Here is a 19,874-nt window from a genome sequence, read left to right on the forward strand (position 1 = left end):
AAACTTTTATTGATAAACATATTTTTTCTTTCTTTTCTATACCACTTCATACTATAATTTAGTATGTAACTATTATAAGAGAGGTATAAAATATGGGACGAGAAAAAAAGCAAGAATATGCTTTACTTACCGCATGGGGAGCTTCTTTTATCGCTACACTAGGAAGTCTGTACTTTTCCGAAATCATGAAATTTGAGCCTTGTGTCCTTTGTTGGTATCAACGCATTTTTATGTATCCATTCGTTTTATGGCTTGGTATTGCTGTAGCAAAGAAAGACTATCGCATCGCAAGTTATTCTTTACCAATCGCAACTATTGGCGCTTGTATTTCTTTATATCACTATGCAATTCAAAAAGTCGCAGCATTTTCAGCAGCTGGGGCAGCTTGTGGACGTGTACCATGTACGGGAGAATACATAAACTGGTTCGGCTTTGTGACAATCCCGTTTTTAGCACTTATCGGCTTTATTACAATCGCTGTTTGTAGCTTTATTGTCATCAAAAACAAATAAGGAGATGAAAGAATGAAAAAAATGCTTATATTTGGTGGTATTATTATCGCCTTGTTCGTGGCAATTTTTGCAGTAACACAAATGGAAGAAAAAAATGCTACTAGCCAAAAAATTGATAATCCTACTGAAAGTAAGACAAACGGTTCTGACTACTACACAAATAAAATCTCTCTTTCAGATCTTCAAAAGAACTTAAAAGAGAAAAAAGAAGAAACAGTATACTTTTATCAAACATCTTGCGTTCATTGCCAAAAATTATCTCCTGTCGTAGTGCCGATGGCTAAAGACTTGAACGTTGATATGAAAGTTATGGATATTGAAAAATTAGATGCTCCTTGGGATGAATATAAAATTCAAGGTACACCAACAATCATTCATTTTAAAGATGGCAAAGAAGTAAGCCGTATTAGCGGTGAACAGCCAAAAGACAAATTAAAAGAATGGCTTGAGCAAACGAAAAAGTAACGAGAAAAGGAAACTCCTTCTACACATGAAATGGGCGTAAAATCCCACACTAATGTATAAGGAGGGGGTTTTATGCCAGAAGTAAGATGTTCTGTTTCCAACTGTTCTTTTTGGGGACAAGGTAACTTTTGTCAAGCAAGTGCGATCGTCGTTCAGCCTGATGCAGATGAAACTGGTCAAACTGAAAATGATTCATATACAGCTGCTGTTTTAACAAACGAGACGCTAGAAAGTTCTGTAGCAACGAGTGTAGAGACTTGTTGTCATACATTTAAGCCTAAATATTAAACATAAAAAGCATACGATTCATCGTATGCTTTTTTACATCCCTCTCCAAAAATCATGCATAATAAAAAAATATAAAATAACGAGAACGGCCGTCCCGCATAGGGTAATGCGCCGATATATACTCTTCTCTCCTTCCCTCGCTTTCACAAACGCCCAAATAAATCCGAAGAATAATATTAAATCAACATATGGAACATAAAAAGAAAAGACGAGAAACGCATATAAATACACGATAAATAAACAGGTCGTTACTAAGAAAACTTTAAACGCAAATTCACTTTTCATAATATAACCGCCCCCTATCTGTACTGTATTATATTCAGCAAAATACAATAGTTGCAGTTAAACTCCAAGTATAAATAAGCTACCGTCTGTAATACGGTAGCCATTACGGAACATTGTATTTCCGTTTATATATATTACTTAAGATCGAAGAAGGAATTTGCTCGTAACGAATTTTCTCTCCTGTTTCATCTATAATATACGAATTGTTTCCTATATAATATATTCCATCTTTTCGCTTTGAGTACACTGGATATCTTTCGTTCGGCAATACCGTTTTCACTTTCGTTAACTGTCCATTTGGTTCTTGCCAATATATATCTGCGCGGTCTACTAACGTAAGTACTCCAATTTGTTCTTCTTCTATTTTTCGTCCATTCCAGCTCACAACGCGATAACCAAGCTTATTCGCTTCATATTCGGGGCTCGTATGAAAACGAGAAATGATTACTTTTGTTTGTAATTGTACTCGGTCATATAACCATTGTATATCCCTGTCATGCATGCGAATACAGCCATTTGATTCCCTACTTCCAATCGTCCATTCCCGATTTGTCCCGTGAATCGCATATTCATTCTTATCTAGCCCAAGCCATCTCGTACCAAGAGGGTTATTCGGTGCACCCCCAGCTATTTTTTTTCGATGGTATTCTTTATTTTTAAATTTAGTTATAATACAAAAATTACCTTCAGGCGTAGGTGTACGATCTCTTCCAGTCGTTACTGGAAATGTTTTTGTGTAATTTCCATTCTCAAAAAAAGACAACTGGTTTGTGGTAAGATTCACTAATATTAAATGATCTGTATCAGCAAAAGCACTAACCGGTAGGAAGAAAAATAATAGTAAAACGAAACATACCCTTTTCACCTATATCCCCCCTAGCGCTCACCATAATAATTGTAATTAGCTTTACTTTGCTCTTATAAATGAAAACTATCCATTTACAATAACGCCCCCATTTACATGTATCATTTGTCCCGTAACATAAGAAGAATCACCAGACGCTAAATATACATATGCCGGCGCTAACTCATATGGTTGACCAGGCCTTTGCATCGGGACATTGCTCCCAAACTGAGAGACTTTCTTCTCATCAAAGCTCGATGGAATAAGCGGTGTCCAAATCGGTCCCGGCGCAACACCATTTACACGAATTCCTTTTTGTACTAATGATTGAGAAAGTGATCTTGTAAAAGCAACAATAGCTCCTTTTGTTGCGGAATAATCAATTAACGTTTCATTTCCTTCATATGCAACGATAGATGCCGTATTTATAATGACATCTCCTTGTTTTAAATGAGAAAGTACTGCTTTCGTAACGTGAAAATAAGAAAAAATATTAATACGAAAAGTCTTTTCTAGCTGTTCTGCTGTAATATACTCTAGTCCTTGCTGCGGATATTGCTGCGCGACATTATTTACTAAAACCTGTAAACTACCTAGCTGCTGGACGGTCTCTTGAACAACATCTTTACAATGCTGTTCATCACTTAAATCACCCGGCAACAATACACACTTTACTCCTTCTTTTTCAACACGTTGTTTCGTCTCATTTGCATCTTCTTCCTCATCTAAATAAGCAATCGCAATATTTGCTCCCTCTTTCGCAAAAGCGATGGAAACAGCTCGTCCAATCCCACTATCTCCCCCTGTAATTAATACATTCTTTCCTTTTAACTTTTCGCTACCTTTATAATTTGAATCTTCAAACTGCGGAAGTGGATTCATTAATGATTCAATACCAGGCTGTTTATTTTGATGTTGCGCTGGCATTGTTACAAAGTTTTTTTGCTGTGGCATAGCTTCTTTCAACTCCTTTTCCTTATAATGTGCATAATAAAAACTGAAATTCACACATCAAGTTACGATTAATATTCGAATTTAAGACACAAAATATGAATTGTTGTAAACTTTTTATACAAAACTATTGCAAAATAGTTAAAAAACGAATATTATATATAACTGTTGTGAAAATTATTCGTAAACAGAAAGGATGTTTATATGTTTAACCTTTCAAAACATAAAACTTCTATTAAAACTGAAATTATGGCAGGTATTATTACCTTCTTAACAATGGCATATATCATTGTCGTAAACCCTGTCATCCTTGGGGATGCAGGTGTTCCATTTGAACAAGCATTTACAGCAACAATTATCGCTGCTGTTGTCGGAACATTATTTATGGCGATCTTTACAAACTTACCAATCGCAATTGCACCAGGTATGGGATTAAATGCTTACTTCTCTTACTCTGTTGTAAAAGCGCATGAAGGCATGACTTTCGCAATTGCATTCTCTGCTGTATTCGTAGCAGGTATGATTTTAATTTTGCTATCATTTACATCTTTCCGTACAAAATTAATGGAAGCAATTCCTGAAAACTTAAAACATGCAATTACTGCTGGTATCGGGCTATTTATCGCCTTTATCGGTTTACGTTTAACAGGTATCGTTACAAAAAATGATGCAAACTTAGTTGGACTTGGTGATCTTCACTCTGCTCCAGTTCTACTAGCATTAGCTGGACTTGGAATTACTATTATCCTTATGTCTTTAAATGTAAATGGCGCACTATTTATCGGTATGCTATTAACTGGTATTATCGCTTTCTTCACAGGACAATTAACATTCTCAAACGGTGTTACATCAATGCCTGGATTACCAGAAGGAATTATCGTTTCAAATCCAATTACTGCTGTATCTGACGTAATTAACTACGGATTATACGGCGTTGTATTCTCATTCTTCCTTGTTACATTATTTGATACAACAGGTACATTACTTGGCGTTGCACAACAAGGTGGATTTATGAAAGACGGAAAGCTTCCAAAAGCAGGACGAGCTCTTCTATCTGACTCATTCTCAGCAACAATCGGTTCTATGTTCGGAACAACACCATCAACAGCTTACATTGAATCATCTGCTGGTGTTGCAGCTGGTGGTCGTACTGGTTTAACAACTGTTACAGTAGCTGTTTTATTCGCACTAGCAGCATTCTTCGGACCATTAGTAAGTGCCGTTTCTGGTGTATCAGCTATTACTGCACCATCATTAATTATCGTTGGTAGTCTTATGATGGGATCAGTTCGCCACATCGATTGGGACGCATTTGATGAAGCATTCCCAGCATTCTTAGTAATCTTAAGCATGCCACTTACATCAAGTATCGCAACAGGTATCGCTCTTGGATTTATTTCATACCCACTTATGAAAGTGGCAAAAGGTAAATTCCGTGCTGTTCACCCACTTGTATATGTATTTGGAATTTTGTTTGCTTATCAATTAATATTCTTACCACATTAAAAAAGTAGAGCATCGAAATCCGATGCTCTACTTTTCTTTTATAACAATCATTCAAACTATAACGGTCCCTCCAAAATATGAAGGAGCTTATAACCTTTTAATATTTCTCTTCTACCTGTAATTCTTTACTATACTTTTGAATGAAAACTGATGAAATAACCATTACTATGCCCACACTAAAACTAATAAGTTGATCTAATAACATTTCATCATGAATAAACCAGCGAAGTAAAAATACGCTACCAAAAATAAACATCATAATAAATCCAGTATGTCTAAGTCCTTTATATACATTTTCCATATGTATCACCTCTTCACATACTTTTATCCATATTATACCATAATCTAAAAACGTGTATAACCAACATTCGGTATTGAAACCAATAATAAAAAGACTGCAGAGAACTCCATCTCCACAGCCTAATTATTATTTTTGCAAAAACGCCTGCAAATCTGCAAACTGTCTCTTTGCATCTTCATAGCCTTGCTCATATAGATTTTGTAGTTTTGCTGTATCTTTTTCCATACGATCTACTTGAAGCGGCACTTCTGGACGAATAACAAATAAATTCCCAGCTTGTTCTTCTTTTTCAATGTAGTGAAGTGTTTCATTATACACTTCATAACGATTCAGCATCGTGTTAACAAGGTTCGGATATTTTTTATACGCTTTCGCTGCAATCCATCCAAACTTTGATTTTTTCTTCCCGTAACCGTGATTTCTCGTTAAAATAACGACTGATTTTTTAAATCCATCTTCTTGCGCTTTACGAACTGGAATCGGATCAGAAATTCCTCCATCTAATAACTGCTTACCACGGTAATTTACTACAGGTGCAATGAAAGGTAATGAACTAGATGCTTGTAATAAATTTAGTGCATCATCATTTGTCCCCTCTTTTTCAAAATAAACAGACTGTCCTGTTTCACAATCTGTTGTGCCTACAAGGAAACGCTCTGGACTATTAAAGTATGTTTCAAAATCAAACGGTACATGCTTTTCTGGAATCTCATGAAAAATGAACTCCATATCAAATAATTGGCGTTTTCTCCATAAGTTTTTATACGATAAATATTGCGGGTGTGATGCATAATCAATATTTACTGTTTTATTTCTATTTCTTTGTCTGGAAAGATACGACGCTGCATGACAAGCACCAGCTGATACACCGATTACATATGGAAAATATAAATCTTGTTCCATAAAATATTCTAATATCCCGCCCGTATATACACCACGCATACCGCCGCCTTCTAATACTAACCCCGTATTTTCAAGCATGTTACTCTCTCCTCTATATATATTGACTCTTTAATTATTCACCATGTTAAGTATCTTTTTCTATTATATATGAGTTCTTTCAGAAATTATATTCAAAAGACTTGAGAAAAAGGAGTTTTTTCTTCCAATTATATTTCCAAATGATCTGAGACATCCTTTATAAACCTTTGAATAAAGTCTTGCTCTGCTTTCGTATAACCATCTAAAAGTAACAGCCACTTTTCTTCAGCTTGCTTATGCAATTTTTCATGAGCTATATATATTTCATTCCCACTTTCCGTTAAGCGGAAGAAGATTTCTTTTTGATTATCTAACATTTGCATCTTCTCAACGAATTGCTTTTGAAACAACTTTGTACAAATTTTAGAGATCGCTCCCTTCGTCATGCCCATTTCTATCGTGATTGCCGTTACATTCATCAAACCATTTTTTCCGATACATTCGATTACATGTAACTCAGATAAAGACATACTACTTACACCTGTCTCATAAAAAAACTTCTCGTTTTGTCGTTTTAAATGTTCTTCTTTTTTATGCAAAAGTGTACGAATGTCCGACAGTATTTCCATTTGCTTCGTTGTATGCTTCAATCCATTCGCCTCCTAAGTTTCCAAAGAAACAATTTAACTATATACCATTTTAAAATTATTTTTTCATCTTTACAAGTGAGAAAATCATGTTAAAATAATTTTAGTTTCCAAGGAAACTAAAATACAAGGAGGTTAACAAGATGAAAAAATCTAAACTAACTTTCATTTTATATGTTGTCTGTATTAGTGCCTTACTCGGTTCCTTCGCTCAAAATATTTACACACCTATCTTACCGATGATTCAAAATTCTTTTCACACTTCTCTTTATCTTGTAAATGTAACAGTTTCACTTTTCACATTCGTTCTTGCAATTATGCAGCTCGTATATGGACCTTTAATTGATACAAAAGGGAGAAAATCTGTCCTTATCCCTAGTTTAGTCATTAGTACAATTGGTTCAATCGGATGTGCTTTTTCGGCAAACATTTATTTATTTCTCTTTTTTAGAGCTGTTCAAGCTATAGGAATAGCGGCTATACCTGTAGTTTCAGCAACGATTATCGGCGATTTATTTGAAGGAAAAGAACGCGGAGAAGCGATGAGCCTGTATCAAATGTTACTTGCTCTCGCACCTGCAATGGCTCCACTCATAGGTGGTTATCTTGGCAGTATACATGGTCACTTATCTGTATTTCTCTTTTTATCTACACTTGGCATTATCTTATTAATTATAAACATTTCACTACTTCCAGAAACAAAGCCAAATGTAATTAAGCGGTCTAAAGAACAAAAGAATTACTCTCTTATCTTAAAAAATAAAACTGGATTTTCTATTACTCTTATTGGCTTCATTCAATTTTGTATTTACTTTTGCTTTCTCGTTTTTTTACCGAGCATTTTAGCAAATTCATTTCATTTAGCTGCAAATGCAATTGGTCTTATGTTTGTACCAATGTCTCTTTCTATCATGCTAGGAAGTTATTGCTACAAGCTTTTGCAAAAACGCCTCACAACAAAGCAAGCTTTATTCATCACTAGTTTCTTCAATATTATATGTGTCACTTTATTCTCTTTCACATATAGCATCAATATCCCATTCACCATTATCGTTACATCTTTATACGGTTTTAGTATGGGACTTTCTATGCCAACTCACACTACTTTATTAACGGAAGAATTCGTACAAGAACGCGCAACAGCCATCGGTATGTATAACTTCATACGCTATCTCGGTATGGGCACAGGGCCACTTGTAGGTGGATTTCTTGTATTTAATCAAAATTACTTTTGGATTTTCTTCCTAGGTGCAATTACATTTCTATTTATCATTTTATGCGCACTGAAAATGCTACGTTTTCAGGCTGTACAAAAAGCAAAATAGAGACCTATAGATGGTCTCTATTCTAAACTCTTTGATCTGCAACGATATGAATATCAATATACTTCGTTTCTCTCATAATTTCATTTACAATTGAACCTTTTCGAATTTCTTCCCACCTTGTTCTTGCTGATTGTCCGAGTAAAATTTGCGTTACTTGTAGTCTTTTCGCAACTTCAATAATAACATCCGCTGGCTTTCTTCCTTTTGCCTCTTCTAAAACAAAACTCGCATCAAATTGATTCGTTAACGACTTCCACTCTTCAATCGTCTGCTTTTTCCCAGCTGAAATAGAATCTATATTTTCCCTCTCAACGTTTAATACGTACAATTCAGCATTTAACCGATCAGCCATGCGCCATCCCCGTCGTATTAATTTCTCCGCTGTCGAACTGTATTGTACACAAACAAGAATTTTTTCTTTTACACCAATCGGTTCTATTACTGTTTGGCTAATTTTCTCGTCCATATCATCTGCCACTTCCCGAAGTGATAATTCTCTTAGTGCCCCTAAATTATTAAGCGTAAAGAAATTTTGTAAGCTTTGCTCTATTTTTTCTTCCTTATATATCTTTCCATCTATTAACCTCTTCCTTAATACTTCCGGCGTTGCATCAACGAGCTGAATTTCATTTGCTTTTTGTAAAATAAAATCTGGAATACGTTCTCGCACTTTAACATTCGTAATTTGAGCAACAATGTCATGAACACTTTCTAAATGTTGAATATTAAAAGCTGATAAGACGGATATACCGGCATCTAGCAATTCCTGTACATCCATATAACGTTTCTTATTTTTAGATCCAGGAATATTGCTATGCGCAAGTTCATCCACAACAACGACTTGCGGTGCACGTTTTATAATTCCTTCCACATCGAGTTCATAAAATACTTTCCCTTTATACTCTATTTCTTTTAAAGGAACTTTTTCTAAATCAGCAATTGCTTCTTCCGTCTCTTTTCTACCGTGCGTTTCAATTAAACCAATTAAAATATCCGTACCATCCTTTTTCATTTCTCTTGCATCAAAGAGCATTTTATAACTTTTTCCTACTCCTGGAGCCGCTCCTACATATAACTTTAACTTCCCGCGGTTTTGCTGACGAATATATTCTAAATACTCTTCTGGTGTTCGCCTTTGAAAAGTTGGTTTATAGTCATCCGCATACAAAACACTCACAACCTTTCTTTCGAAACAACGCTACCTCAATCCGTTAGATTGAGGTAGCGTTGTTTCTATTTCAGTAGTTTCTGCAATTCTAAATTTAACTTTAAAACGTTTACGCGGTTCTCTCCAAATAAGCCAAGTGCAGCACCTTCTGTTTGATCTTTAATCAACTGATTTAGCGTTTCTTTCGGAATATTCGTTAATTTAGAGATACGATCCACCTGCACAGAAGCTGCCTGCGGACTAATATCAGGATCTAGCCCTGAACCTGAATTCGTCACTAGATCAATCGGCACTTCTGTTACCGGAACAGCCCGATTTTGTTTCTTCCACTCTTCAATACTTTTCTCTACTCGTTTCTCTAAATCTGGATTAGATGGTGCATAGTTATTTGAACCAGATGCTTCAGCCTTATATTCAATACTAGAAACACGCCCTTGAAAATAACGTGGATCCGTGAAGTTTTGACCAATTAATTTAGAACCAATCACTTCATTTTTATCATTATATATTAGACTTCCATCCGCATTATCCTTCATTACTGCTTGTGCAATACCAGTAACAATAAGCGGATATACAAGCCCGCACAACACTAAAAATGTAAAAGTAATACGGATAATTGGTGATAGTATACTTTGTTTCTTCGCCATCTTTTTCCCCTCTTCCTTATATGAACAAGCCGACAATTATATCAATTGCTTTAATTCCAATGAATGGTACAATCACTCCGCCAAGTCCATAAATAAGTAGGTTTCGGCCAAGTAGTGCATTCGAACTCATTGGTTTATATGCGATACCTTTCATCGCCAATGGAATGAGTAATGGAATAATAACTGCATTAAATAGTAATGCTGATAAAATCGCTGACAGTGGTGATGTTAGTTTCATAATGTTTAATGCCTCCATTTGCGGAATCGCAAGTGTAAACATCGCTGGAATGATTGCAAAATATTTTGCAATATCGTTCGCAATACTAAACGTCGTTAACGCACCACGCGTCATTAACAATTGCTTACCAATCCCTACAACCTCAATAATTTTTGTCGGGTTCGAATCTAAATCAATCATATTCGCTGCTTCTTTCGCAGCTGTCGTACCACTATTCATCGCTAATCCAACGTCAGCCTGCGCTAATGCCGGCGCATCATTTGTACCATCACCTGTCATCGCTACAAGTTTCCCTTTATCTTGCTCTGCTTTAATAACCGCAATTTTATCTTCTGGCTTACACTCAGCAACAAACTCATCTACCCCTGCTTCTTTTGCAATCGTTGCTGCTGTTAACGGGTTATCACCTGTACACATAACCGTTTTAATCCCCATTTGGCGCAATTGTTCAAAACGCTCACGCATACCTGGCTTTACTGTATCCTTTAAATAAATTAAACCGTAAATACGATTATCCACTGCAACTACAAGTGGTGTCCCGCCCTCTTTGGAAATGGAATCTGCTTTTTGATTTACATCTTTCGGAATCGTTCCACCTTGTGACCTAACCCATTCAATTACGCTACCTACAGCACCTTTTCTCACTTTCGTTCCGTCCTGTAAATCCACACCACTCATTCTCGTTTCTGCTTTGAACGGAACAAAATCACCTTGCTCTGCAATTTCTCGATTATATGATATAGCTTTCGTTTTTACATATTCTATAACTGATCGACCTTCTGGTGTTTCATCTAAAACTGAACTAATCGCGGCCCATTTCCCTACTTGCTCAATCGTCTCATTTCCTACAGGAAGCAATGTATGTGCCATTCGGTTCCCGAAAGTAATCGTACCTGTTTTATCTAAAATGATTGTATTAATATCACCCGCAGCTTCTACTGCTTTACCCGACATCGCTAACACATTGAACTTTGTCACGCGGTCCATCCCGGCAATACCAATTGCTGATAATAAACCACCAATTGTCGTTGGAATTAAACAAACTAACAACGCTACAAGTACAGCTGTATCAATTTGAAATCCTAAATAGTTTGTAAAAATCGGCAACGTCACAACAACGATTAAGAAAATAAGCGTTAAACTCGTTAATACTGTATTTAAAGCAATCTCATTCGGCGTTTTTTGACGAGCAGCTCCTTCTACTAACGAAATCATTTTATCAATAAATGATTCACCAGGATTACTCGTAATGACAATTGTAATCTCATCACTTACGACCATCGTCCCGCCTGTTACGGAACAAAAATCGCCGCCCGCTTCTTTTATTACAGGAGCTGATTCCCCTGTAATTGCAGATTCATCTACAGATGCTAACCCTTTGATTACTTCGCCATCATTCGGAATCATTTCTCCTTGTTTTACGATAACAACGTCACCTTTTCTCAGATCAGTTGCTGAAACTTGGACAATGTCTCCATTTTCTTTTACAACATTTGCAAACACATCTTTCTTCGACTGCTTTAAAGAATCGGCTTGCGCTTTACCACGACCTTCTGCTAATGCTTCTGCAAAATTCGCAAATAAAACTGTAAATAATAGAATGAGAGAAACTGTTATATTAAACCAACCTGGTATACTACTAGAACTACTTGGAAGAAAAGATAAAATGAACGTAATGATAAATCCAATTTCCACAACGAACATAATCGGATTCTTTATCATGACTTTCGGATTCAATTTCGCAATGGATTGCTTCATCGCATGTGTTACGATATCACGATCCATCGTTTTCGCTTGTCTAACTTCATCTTCTACAGCATGTATTTGTGACTCATTTAATTGTTTTTCTTTTACTACTACCGGTCTCATCATTTACCCTCCATTACTTCAATGTAAGAAATTCTGCAATTGGTCCGAGTACTAACATCGGGAAGAATGTTAATGCACCAACAATTACAATTGTTCCGATAAAGATACCACCAAATAAACTATTATCTGTACGGAACGTTCCGACTGTTTCTGGCACTACCGTTTTTTCTTTCAACGAAGCTGCCACAGCTAGCATCGTAATTAAACTGAAGTAACGTCCTAAAAACATAACTAAACCAGTCGTAATATTCCAAAACGGTGTATTATCTCCTAATCCTTCAAATCCAGATCCGTTATTCGCAGCTGACGATGTATATTCATATACAACTTGCGTTAAACCGTGGAAACCGGAATGAGAAATAGCATCCGTCCCTAAATTTGTTGAAAGAGCTAATGCCGAAAAGCCTAAAATGAGCAATGGATGAAATAGTATCGTGACCGCAATTAATTTCATTTCCTTACCTTCAATCTTTTTACCTAAAAACTCTGGTGTCCGTCCAACCATTAACCCAGATATAAACACTGCAATAATTGCATACATAATAATATTTACAAAACCTGCTCCAACGCCGCCATATACTGTGTTTAACATCATATTTACAAGTGGAACTAAACCGCCAATTGGTGTTAACGTATCATGCATCGTATTAACGGCGCCTGTTTCAGCAGCTGTCGTTACCGTTGCGTATAGTGAAGAAAATACTGTTCCAAATCGTACTTCTTTCCCTTCTGTACTTCCTTGTACATGTTCGATACCCATTCCATTTAATGCCGGATTCCCGTTTAGTTCAGATGTCGTAATTGTTATAAATCCTAGTAGAAACACCATGAATAGTGATACGAAGAGAATACGACCTTGTTTTTTATTTCCTACCATTCGTCCGTACGTAAATGGAAGTGCTGTTGGCAATAACATCATAAGCATCATTTGCAAAATATTACTCATTTGTCCTGGGTTTTCAAAAGGATGCGTAGAGTTTGCTCCGAAAAATCCACCGCCGTTATTTCCAAGTTCCTTAATGGAAACGAATGATGCAACAGGCCCACGTAATATACTTTGTTTTGCCCCATCAATCGTTTGTGCTGTAACCGCTCCATCTAACGTTTGCGGTACACCAAGTGCGACAAAGACTAGCGCCGCAATAAATGCGATAGGAAGAAACACTCTCGTTAGTGCTCTCGTAAAATCAACGAAAAAGTTACCAAGTTCTTTTCCAGCGAGCCCTCTTATAAATGCCATAACGAGTGCTAATGTCGTTGCCGGTGCTGCAAACATTAAAAATGTAATTCCGATTAATTGTGATAAATAAGATAAACCATTTTCACCGCTATAATGCTGTAAGTTTGTATCAGCCATAAAACTAATTGCTGTATTAAAAGCGAGCGTAGGCTCCATTCCTTCAATATGTGCTGGATTTAGCGGCAACACACCTTGTAATCTGAAAATGAAATATACGACAACAATCATAAATCCATTGAGTAAAACTAATGATAATGCGTACTGTTTCCACGTTTGATTGTATTCTTTTACACCCGTAATTTTAAAAATAAGTTTTTCAAAAGGGCCGAATACTTTATCTAGCATTTTGCTACCTTGAAAAGCTTTTTCTAAATAAATCCCCATTGGCTTTGCTACTAAAATAAACAAGAGCATTGTAATAATGACTGCAACCCAAATCATAATGAATGATTCCCCCTAATTAAAACTTCTCTGGATTTAATAATGCATACACTAAATACACTGTAATTGCTGCGACTATAACCGATAAGACAATCATCATGATTGCTTTCCTTCTTTCACAACTTTATCTGACCAACTTGCAAGACTTGCCATCGATGCAACTAATAAAATAAAAATCCCGACCATTACAACATCTAACATAACTATCCCTCTCTTCATTTTGTTAAAATTTACCATTTAAATATTAAAAAAGAACACTGAGCTCTACTCAGTGTTCAAAAAATGAACAACAAAAAGTAAACCTCCTCTCTAAACGCTTACGAGGTTAGCTGTCGGATTCGGGCCTAAAGAGTAGCCCTACTTTCAAAACTGAAAGATTCACCCCAAGTGACGATGCACAAAATTGGTTCCCCCGCTCCATTTCTGGAACTCAGCGATTTTAGGTTTTTTTGGAAATTTTATGAATGATTTATGAGAGTAAATATACTCCTCTATATTTCACTTGTAAAGGGGTAAATTACTGAAAATAAGAAAATATCCATCTATTTAAACGCTTACATTGAGTATTATTAATATTCTTTCATCTATTTACTCGTCTTTTCTTTCATTTTCACAGAAATGATCTTTTCAATACGAAATAAAAAGAGCGAATGACATAAAGTGCATAGCTTGTTGCACTTAGCATTCGCTCTTTTTATTTCACTATTTATTCTCCTCGTAAAAAAGCACGTAAATTTCTCCCGCGAATATAAACCTGTGACAATTCTGCATGTAGCTGCTCATATTCGGTAATATCCACCTCTAAATACAAAGCATCTTTTGATGGTAATATAATATACGGCCCTGGAAAAAGGGGATCGATCTGAACCAATTCTTGAACTCGCTCTACCGATACTGCCCAACGATTTGCTATATCTCCAAGTAATAGTACCTTCATCATTTCTTCCCCCGCTCTATTCAAAAAATAAAAAAGAAATATTATCACAATTTGTAAACACGACAAACTTAGCTCCAATTGTTTCATAGAGCCTCGCTGGATATCGTTTATTCCTTGTAACAACAGTAATAGGTGCTTGAAAAGAAAAGCGAATGTGTTCTGTGAAAAAACTAACGATTGGAAGCTCATCCCCTAGTAAAATCACCTTCTTAATACACTCAAAAATACTAGTAAAGTCCTGCTCCTTACTGCAACTATAAGTCCAATCAAACCCACAATTCCTAACTTCAGCCGCTATCTCTTCATTTGCCGTAAAAATAATTAACTCATGTTGAAATGATACTAGATCTCTTAAACTATCTACCTTACTTTCTTCTCCAACACAAATAAGTGTTAGTTCCATGTACCTCATCCTCCTTAGTATAAAAGAAATCAAACATAGATTGATATTCCCCTATACTAATCAGATCGATGAAGTGATGTATCCATCATGGCACCGTCCTCTCTCAAGACGCTTACGAAGTTAGCTGTCGGATTCGGACTTTGAGAGTAGCCCTACTTTCAAATTTGAAAGATTCACCCCTAGTGCAGACGCACAAATTGGTTCCTCCGCTCCATATAATTGGACTCAGCGTTTACAAAAAAATATATTCTGGCTGATATATTACTCCTGTATTTTGAAAAAGTAAACAGAAAAAAAGCCAGTTATAAAACTGGCTTTTCACTTATCTATACACGCGTTCTATTCACTTTATACGCAAAATGATTCGTCGGTCCATGACCACTACCAATATTCAATGGCTCTTCAATTGCTATACTAATAAATCGTTTTGCTTCTTGAACAGCATCTTCAATTGAGTATCCTTTCGCAAGTCCTGCTGTAACCGCTGAAGCAAATGTGCACCCACTTCCGTGCGTTTGCTTTGAAGGAATTCGCTCGCTTCTAAACTCAATAAATTCTTCTCCATCAAAGAGGAAATCAATTACTTCATTACCTTGATATTCTGCATGTCCGCCCTTCATAAGCACATATTTAGCACCTAATTTGTGCAATACTTTTGCAGCTTCCTTACTATCTTCAACATTATGAATCTCCATCCCAGTTAACACTTCTGCTTCTGGAACATTCGGTGTTATAACGGTTGCTACTGGTAATAAATATTCTTGTAATGCATGAACTGCTTCTTGCTGTAATAATGATGCACCGCCTTTTGCGATCATAACGGGATCTAGCACAATATTATTCCAGCCAAATTTTTTAATTTGTTCTGCAACAATTTGAATTATTTCACTACTAAATAACATTCCTAGTTTCACTGCATCTGGTGTTAAATCCGTACCAATTGAATTCAGCTGTTCTGTAATACCTTCTAAAGGAACAGGATATACCCCTTGAACGCCAAGCGTGTTTTGAGCAGTAATTGCCGTAATAGCCGTCATTCCGTATACACCAAGCTCTTGGAATGTTTTTAAATCTGCCTGAATTCCAGCACCACCGCCGCTATCAGACCCTGCAATTGTTAAAGCTTTATTCACTTTCATCCCACTCATCCTTTTCTATCCAAAATAGCGATGATAAATCGTTTTTGCTTCGCTTATATCTTTCGTTCCATGTACGAGCACACGGCCATCTTTAAAGGCGACTAACCTCTTGTCTTCAACAGAAAATGATAATAAATATGGATTTACATTTAAATCATTCACGCGACCTTCCAGCAACTCTTTATATTGTTCAAAATTTATTTCTTCTTTATGAGGTGGTCTAATTTGAACTGTATTTCGTCCGCATAAAACTGCTGTTTTTGATGTGTTCTCTTTATTTAAATATGGATACAATGCATTCTCTCCACATGAAGGACAATTATGCTGGCGAAGCTTTTGTACATTCATACATAAATACTCATTCTTCCACATATCAAACGATACAAGCCCATCTCGAAGTGATTCGTAATCTTCTACTAACAGTTTAAGAGCTTCTGTTACTTGATGAGAAACGACAAGAGATACAGCAGGTGATATAATACCCGCTGTATCACATGTTGCCCCGCCAAGCGGAATCGACTGTAATAAACATGATAAACATGGTGTTTTACTAGGAAGGATTGTGTAAGAAAGACCGTAACTACCTACACATGCACCGTAAATCCATGGAATAGAATATTTTTGTGCTATATCATTCACAATAAAGCGTGTTTCGAAATTATCAGTCGCATCAATAATTACATCAACGTTTGTAACAAGTTCTTCTAGCTCTTCAGCTGTTACATCTTGAACGAGAGCTTTTATTGTTACATCGCTATTAATCTCTTCTAAACGTTTTTTAGCCGCTATAGCTTTTGGGAGATTATTCTTTACGTCGCTCTCTGCATACAATTGTTGTCTTTGTAAATTACTCCAATCTACATAATCACGGTCAACAATTGTTATCTTGCCCACACCCGCTCTTACAAACATCTCTGCATTTGCACTACCTAATGCACCTGCACCGATAATAAGTACATGCTTTTCTCTTATCTTTTGCTGCCCTTCTGCTCCAATTGGAGAAAATAGTTCTTGGCGAGAATATCGATTATTCAACTACGCTCATTCCTTCTAAAGGACTACTTGCAGTTGCACAGCGCTTACGTGCAATACGACCTGCTTCAAATCCTAAACGGCCTGCTTCAATACTTAATTTCATTGCTTGTGCCATTTTAATAGGATCTTTTGCTCCTGATACAGCTGTATTTAATAACACACCATCTGCTCCTAATTCCATTGCAAATGCCGCATCAGCTGGGCTACCAATACCAGCATCAACGATAACTGGTACTGTCGCTTGTTCAATAATGAAGCCCAAATTTAATGGATTTACAATACCAAGTCCTGATCCGATTGGAGATGCTCCTGGCATAATCGCATGCACGCCAAGCTCTTGTAATTTACGTGCTAATACAACATCATCAGATGTGTACGGAAGTACGATAAATCCTTCTTCCAGTAACTTTTCAGATGCCTTTAACGTTTCTACCGGATCCGGTAATAACGTTCTATCATCACCAATAACTTCTACCTTTATCATGTCACAAAGCCCAGACGCTTTTGCTAATTTTGCAATGCGAACAGCCTCTTCAGCATTTTTTGCCCCTGCTGTATTTGGTAATAACGTATATTTTTTCACATCAAGTTTCTCTAATAAATTAGGTTGCTTTGCATCAAAGATATCCATACGACGTACTGCAAACGTTAAAATTTCAGCTTCAGAAACGTCAATTGCCTTTTGCTGTACGTCAAAATCAGGGAATTTACCTGTTCCTAATAAAAGTCTAGAATGAAATGAAAATGGTCCAATGTTCAACATAATCAACCGCCTCCTACGAAAGTTACAATCTCAATTTGGTCTCCATCAAAAACAGATGTATCTGTATGATCATCTTTTTGTAAAATATCTTTATTACGCTCTACTACAACAATTCTGTTATCTAGCTCTAAATGTGTAAGTAACTCAGCTACTGTTTTTACACTCGCTGGCACTTCAATTTGGTTACCATTAATTTTTAAATTCAAACTTCCATCCCCTTTCTAAACTCTTCTAGAAAGCAATGAATCTAGCAAATGATTCTCTTGCTTTCCTTCTATTAAATCAGCCATATATTGGCCAGAAACAGGACTTAATAAAATACCGTTTCGATAATGGCCCGTGCAAGCATATAAACCTTTTATTTCTTCATGCTCTCCCATATAAGGAGCTTCATGATTCGATTGTGGTCTTAATCCTGCCCACGTGCTTTCCCATTCTGCTTCTTTTAAAGCTGGCAATATTGTATAAGCACGCTCTAATATAGAAGTTATACTTTCTGGCTGCACAGTTTTATTGAACGTATGTGGCTTCATTGTTGCCCCAATTACGTAACGTCCACCGCGCTTTGGAGTAATGTAAAATCTTTCTTGAAAAATAGGTGCTTTTAAAAGTTGTTTTCTACTTCTTACCGCAACCACTTCTCCTTTAACTGGATATGTACCCCAATCGCGGTGAAAATAACTGAGTAACTTCGTGCTCCATGAACCTCCTGCAATAACGACTTTCTCACATGTGACAATACCTTCACTTGTAATAACTCCAGTCACTTTATTATTTTCAATACGGATATCAAATACTTCTGTCTGTTCATATATATCAGCACCGGAAATCGCTGCAGAATGTGCGAATGCTTTCGTAAGCTCTGGTGCAATAACATGACCGTCTTTCGGATAATATACTGCTCCTATAATAGATTCGGATAGATATGGCTCTTTTTCCCGCACATGGTCTCCCGTTAGAAAATAAGAATCTTCACCTATTTTCTGCTGCCAATCCATAATGTGAAGAATTCTTTCCTTCTCATCTTCATTTTGAGCAATACGATAAATTCCTTTTTCTTCATATCCAATATCAATACCCGTCTTTTCACGTAAAACTGCTGCAAGTTGTGGAAATATAGCTCGGCTTTCTCTAGCAAGTTCAAATAGCGGATCATACGCATCCCATTCTGCTTGAACACCAAGTAAACCAGCAGCTGCTTTCGAAGCTTCCGATGCAATTTTTTGCTTCTCTACAATCGCTACTTTATGTCCTCTTTCTGCTAGAAAATGTGCAACTGAACTACCAATTACACCACCACCAATAATCGCTACATCATACTTCTCACACATGTTTTTCCGCCCACTTTCTTATTGATTCCTTATAAGACTTCGCTTTGCTATACGGGTTACTACTACTTAAAATTCCAGACATAACAGCAATTCCACTTACTTCACTTGCCAGAATATCCTTTGTATTCTCAGGAGTAATTCCTCCAATTGCTGTAATCGGTATAGATAAACACCTTGCAATGTCTGAAATTTCTTCAAGCCCTCTCGCTGGCACACCTTTTTTACAATCTGTCGGAAATACATGGCCATAAACGAGTGAATCCGCTCCATTTTTAAAAGCTACTATTGCTTCATCTAGCGAATGCACAGAATAACCGACATGCAAATACGAAAACTTTTCTTTCACTGACTTTACATCTGTACTTCGATATCCTAGTTGAACACGAGGAATATTTAATAAAATGGCGATATCAATTCGATCGTTTATGACAATTTTAGAAGCCGGAAAGCCCTCCATTAATAGACTTTCCACACCTTCATATAATTCCTTCGTACTCTTCTCACGCTCACGAATATGCAAATAATCAATCTCACTCTCAATTTGCATCGCTACATTCACTAACTCTTCGAATGGCATATGGCCATTTGAGATTACGTGGAGCTCATTTTTCATATTCA

The 19,874-nt window shown here is 36.5% G+C and carries 25 protein-coding genes and 2 riboswitches; of the genes, 5 read left to right on the forward strand and 20 right to left on the reverse strand.

Annotated features, from left to right (window positions below):
- Window positions 1-92 precede the first annotated feature (92 nt).
- The 3 genes from ASE54_RS33035 (at window position 93) to ASE54_RS33045 (ending at window position 1,265) form a co-directional block, all read left to right on the forward strand.
- Window positions 93-512, forward strand: coding sequence for a disulfide oxidoreductase (locus tag ASE54_RS33035; RefSeq protein WP_000532265.1), 420 nt, complete (start codon window positions 93-95; stop codon window positions 510-512).
- 12 nt (window positions 513-524) lie between these two features.
- Window positions 525-977, forward strand: coding sequence for a thioredoxin family protein (locus ASE54_RS33040; protein WP_000738451.1), 453 nt, complete (start codon window positions 525-527; stop codon window positions 975-977).
- A gap of 72 nt (window positions 978-1,049) precedes the next feature.
- Complete coding sequence (locus tag ASE54_RS33045) at window positions 1,050-1,265, forward strand: DUF1540 domain-containing protein (protein ID WP_001115488.1); 216 nt, start codon at window positions 1,050-1,052, stop codon at window positions 1,263-1,265.
- Window positions 1,266-1,298: 33 nt separating this feature from the next.
- On the opposite strand, the gene ASE54_RS33050 is transcribed toward ASE54_RS33045, so the two are convergent.
- The 3 genes from ASE54_RS33050 to ASE54_RS33060 form a co-directional block, all read right to left on the reverse strand.
- Complete coding sequence (locus ASE54_RS33050) at window positions 1,299-1,550, reverse strand: hypothetical protein (protein WP_000834195.1); 252 nt, start codon at window positions 1,548-1,550, stop codon at window positions 1,299-1,301.
- Between the two features lie 103 nt (window positions 1,551-1,653).
- Window positions 1,654-2,415: a L,D-transpeptidase gene (locus ASE54_RS33055; protein WP_000831959.1), complete on the reverse strand. Its 762-nt coding sequence runs from the start codon at window positions 2,413-2,415 to the stop codon at window positions 1,654-1,656.
- Between the two features lie 66 nt (window positions 2,416-2,481).
- Window positions 2,482-3,348, reverse strand: a complete 867-nt coding sequence (locus ASE54_RS33060) for an SDR family oxidoreductase (protein ID WP_001136291.1) — start codon at window positions 3,346-3,348, stop codon at window positions 2,482-2,484.
- Between the two features lie 201 nt (window positions 3,349-3,549).
- Here ASE54_RS33060 and ASE54_RS33065 point away from each other — a divergent pair, with 201 nt between their 5' ends.
- Window positions 3,550-4,851 (forward strand): NCS2 family permease, encoded by a 1,302-nt coding sequence (locus ASE54_RS33065; RefSeq protein WP_000482710.1) that lies wholly within the window; start codon window positions 3,550-3,552, stop codon window positions 4,849-4,851.
- A gap of 97 nt (window positions 4,852-4,948) precedes the next feature.
- Here ASE54_RS33065 and ASE54_RS33070 read toward each other — a convergent pair whose 3' ends face one another.
- From ASE54_RS33070 to ASE54_RS33080, 3 genes are all read right to left on the reverse strand, one after another.
- Window positions 4,949-5,152, reverse strand: coding sequence for a hypothetical protein (locus ASE54_RS33070; protein WP_000432808.1), 204 nt, complete (start codon window positions 5,150-5,152; stop codon window positions 4,949-4,951).
- A 126-nt stretch (window positions 5,153-5,278) separates the two neighbouring features.
- The gene (locus ASE54_RS33075) at window positions 5,279-6,133 is read right to left on the reverse strand and encodes a patatin family protein (protein ID WP_000892704.1); all 855 of its coding nucleotides are present in this window, start codon (window positions 6,131-6,133) and stop codon (window positions 5,279-5,281) included.
- Window positions 6,134-6,261: 128 nt separating this feature from the next.
- Window positions 6,262-6,723 (reverse strand): MarR family transcriptional regulator, encoded by a 462-nt coding sequence (locus tag ASE54_RS33080; protein WP_000683325.1) that lies wholly within the window; start codon window positions 6,721-6,723, stop codon window positions 6,262-6,264.
- Between the two features lie 140 nt (window positions 6,724-6,863).
- On the opposite strand from ASE54_RS33080, the gene ASE54_RS33085 reads away from it, so the two are divergent.
- Entirely contained in the window at window positions 6,864-8,045 is a 1,182-nt protein-coding gene (locus ASE54_RS33085; protein WP_000748723.1) for an MFS transporter, read from the forward strand.
- A gap of 22 nt (window positions 8,046-8,067) precedes the next feature.
- Here ASE54_RS33085 and kdpDN read toward each other — a convergent pair whose 3' ends face one another.
- The 14 genes from kdpDN to tenI form a co-directional block, all read right to left on the reverse strand.
- Window positions 8,068-9,222, reverse strand: a complete 1,155-nt coding sequence (gene kdpDN, locus ASE54_RS33090; protein WP_003258310.1) for a KdpD-like non-kinase potassium sensor — start codon at window positions 9,220-9,222, stop codon at window positions 8,068-8,070.
- A 56-nt stretch (window positions 9,223-9,278) separates the two neighbouring features.
- On the reverse strand, window positions 9,279-9,860 hold the full coding sequence (gene kdpC / locus ASE54_RS33095) for a K(+)-transporting ATPase subunit C (protein WP_001085562.1): 582 nt from the start codon (window positions 9,858-9,860) through the stop codon (window positions 9,279-9,281).
- A gap of 16 nt (window positions 9,861-9,876) precedes the next feature.
- Entirely contained in the window at window positions 9,877-11,967 is a 2,091-nt protein-coding gene (gene kdpB, locus ASE54_RS33100; RefSeq protein ID WP_001247990.1) for a potassium-transporting ATPase subunit KdpB, read from the reverse strand.
- A gap of 13 nt (window positions 11,968-11,980) precedes the next feature.
- Window positions 11,981-13,648 (reverse strand): potassium-transporting ATPase subunit KdpA, encoded by a 1,668-nt coding sequence (kdpA, locus tag ASE54_RS33105; protein ID WP_000638320.1) that lies wholly within the window; start codon window positions 13,646-13,648, stop codon window positions 11,981-11,983.
- A 19-nt stretch (window positions 13,649-13,667) separates the two neighbouring features.
- Window positions 13,668-13,748, reverse strand: coding sequence for a K(+)-transporting ATPase subunit F (gene kdpF, locus ASE54_RS33110; RefSeq protein ID WP_000973728.1), 81 nt, complete (start codon window positions 13,746-13,748; stop codon window positions 13,668-13,670).
- On the reverse strand, window positions 13,745-13,849 hold the full coding sequence (locus ASE54_RS33115; RefSeq protein WP_000887894.1) for a SipW-dependent-type signal peptide-containing protein: 105 nt from the start codon (window positions 13,847-13,849) through the stop codon (window positions 13,745-13,747). The genes kdpF and ASE54_RS33115 overlap by 4 nt, the downstream gene beginning before the upstream one ends.
- 99 nt (window positions 13,850-13,948) lie before the next feature.
- Window positions 13,949-14,094, reverse strand: a riboswitch (cyclic di-AMP (ydaO/yuaA leader).
- Between the two features lie 260 nt (window positions 14,095-14,354).
- Entirely contained in the window at window positions 14,355-14,588 is a 234-nt protein-coding gene (locus tag ASE54_RS33120) for a hypothetical protein (protein ID WP_003309103.1), read from the reverse strand.
- 13 nt (window positions 14,589-14,601) lie between these two features.
- Window positions 14,602-14,988, reverse strand: a complete 387-nt coding sequence (locus ASE54_RS33125) for a hypothetical protein (RefSeq protein WP_000424070.1) — start codon at window positions 14,986-14,988, stop codon at window positions 14,602-14,604.
- Window positions 14,989-15,081: 93 nt separating this feature from the next.
- Window positions 15,082-15,229, reverse strand: a riboswitch (cyclic di-AMP (ydaO/yuaA leader).
- 85 nt (window positions 15,230-15,314) lie between these two features.
- Complete coding sequence (gene thiD, locus ASE54_RS33130; RefSeq protein WP_000867373.1) at window positions 15,315-16,127, reverse strand: bifunctional hydroxymethylpyrimidine kinase/phosphomethylpyrimidine kinase; 813 nt, start codon at window positions 16,125-16,127, stop codon at window positions 15,315-15,317.
- A 15-nt stretch (window positions 16,128-16,142) separates the two neighbouring features.
- Window positions 16,143-17,162, reverse strand: a complete 1,020-nt coding sequence (gene thiF, locus ASE54_RS33135) for a thiazole biosynthesis adenylyltransferase ThiF (RefSeq protein WP_001065410.1) — start codon at window positions 17,160-17,162, stop codon at window positions 16,143-16,145.
- Window positions 17,155-17,925 (reverse strand): thiazole synthase, encoded by a 771-nt coding sequence (thiG, locus tag ASE54_RS33140; RefSeq protein WP_000931979.1) that lies wholly within the window; start codon window positions 17,923-17,925, stop codon window positions 17,155-17,157. Before thiG ends, thiF begins: the two co-directional genes overlap by 8 nt.
- 2 nt (window positions 17,926-17,927) lie before the next feature.
- Window positions 17,928-18,131 (reverse strand): sulfur carrier protein ThiS, encoded by a 204-nt coding sequence (thiS, locus tag ASE54_RS33145; RefSeq protein WP_001049502.1) that lies wholly within the window; start codon window positions 18,129-18,131, stop codon window positions 17,928-17,930.
- Between the two features lie 15 nt (window positions 18,132-18,146).
- Window positions 18,147-19,256: a glycine oxidase ThiO gene (gene thiO, locus ASE54_RS33150; RefSeq protein WP_000333298.1), complete on the reverse strand. Its 1,110-nt coding sequence runs from the start codon at window positions 19,254-19,256 to the stop codon at window positions 18,147-18,149.
- On the reverse strand, window positions 19,249-19,869 hold the full coding sequence (tenI, locus tag ASE54_RS33155; protein ID WP_000787168.1) for a thiazole tautomerase TenI: 621 nt from the start codon (window positions 19,867-19,869) through the stop codon (window positions 19,249-19,251). The genes thiO and tenI overlap by 8 nt, the downstream gene beginning before the upstream one ends.
- Between the last annotated feature and the right edge of the window lie 5 nt (window positions 19,870-19,874).

The sequence above is a fragment of the Bacillus sp. Root131 genome (assembly GCF_001429475.1).
GTDB lineage: Bacteria > Bacillota > Bacilli > Bacillales > Bacillaceae_G > Bacillus_A > Bacillus_A thuringiensis_S.

Bases quoted from the DNA above. Each gene is read 5' to 3' on its own strand.
- kdpF (WP_000973728.1), bottom strand. From the start codon at position 13,748: ATGATGATTGTCTTATCGGTTATAGTCGCAGCAATTACAGTGTATTTA.
- ASE54_RS33050 (WP_000834195.1), bottom strand. From the start codon at position 1,550: ATGAAAAGTGAATTTGCGTTTAAAGTTTTCTTAGTAACGACCTGTTTA.
- ASE54_RS33125 (WP_000424070.1), bottom strand. From the start codon at position 14,988: ATGGAACTAACACTTATTTGTGTTGGAGAAGAAAGTAAGGTAGATAGT.
- kdpC (WP_001085562.1), bottom strand. From the start codon at position 9,860: ATGGCGAAGAAACAAAGTATACTATCACCAATTATCCGTATTACTTTT.
- ASE54_RS33085 (WP_000748723.1), top strand. From the start codon at position 6,864: ATGAAAAAATCTAAACTAACTTTCATTTTATATGTTGTCTGTATTAGT.
- ASE54_RS33115 (WP_000887894.1), bottom strand. From the start codon at position 13,849: ATGTTAGATGTTGTAATGGTCGGGATTTTTATTTTATTAGTTGCATCG.
- ASE54_RS33045 (WP_001115488.1), top strand. From the start codon at position 1,050: ATGCCAGAAGTAAGATGTTCTGTTTCCAACTGTTCTTTTTGGGGACAA.
- ASE54_RS33035 (WP_000532265.1), top strand. From the start codon at position 93: ATGGGACGAGAAAAAAAGCAAGAATATGCTTTACTTACCGCATGGGGA.
- ASE54_RS33065 (WP_000482710.1), top strand. From the start codon at position 3,550: ATGTTTAACCTTTCAAAACATAAAACTTCTATTAAAACTGAAATTATG.
- ASE54_RS33040 (WP_000738451.1), top strand. From the start codon at position 525: ATGAAAAAAATGCTTATATTTGGTGGTATTATTATCGCCTTGTTCGTG.
- tenI (WP_000787168.1), bottom strand. From the start codon at position 19,869: ATGAAAAATGAGCTCCACGTAATCTCAAATGGCCATATGCCATTCGAA.
- kdpA (WP_000638320.1), bottom strand. From the start codon at position 13,648: ATGATTTGGGTTGCAGTCATTATTACAATGCTCTTGTTTATTTTAGTA.
- kdpB (WP_001247990.1), bottom strand. From the start codon at position 11,967: ATGAGACCGGTAGTAGTAAAAGAAAAACAATTAAATGAGTCACAAATA.
- thiD (WP_000867373.1), bottom strand. From the start codon at position 16,127: ATGAAAGTGAATAAAGCTTTAACAATTGCAGGGTCTGATAGCGGCGGT.
- ASE54_RS33075 (WP_000892704.1), bottom strand. From the start codon at position 6,133: ATGCTTGAAAATACGGGGTTAGTATTAGAAGGCGGCGGTATGCGTGGT.
- ASE54_RS33120 (WP_003309103.1), bottom strand. From the start codon at position 14,588: ATGATGAAGGTACTATTACTTGGAGATATAGCAAATCGTTGGGCAGTA.
- thiO (WP_000333298.1), bottom strand. From the start codon at position 19,256: ATGTGTGAGAAGTATGATGTAGCGATTATTGGTGGTGGTGTAATTGGT.
- ASE54_RS33060 (WP_001136291.1), bottom strand. From the start codon at position 3,348: ATGCCACAGCAAAAAAACTTTGTAACAATGCCAGCGCAACATCAAAAT.
- ASE54_RS33070 (WP_000432808.1), bottom strand. From the start codon at position 5,152: ATGGAAAATGTATATAAAGGACTTAGACATACTGGATTTATTATGATG.
- thiG (WP_000931979.1), bottom strand. From the start codon at position 17,925: ATGTTGAACATTGGACCATTTTCATTTCATTCTAGACTTTTATTAGGA.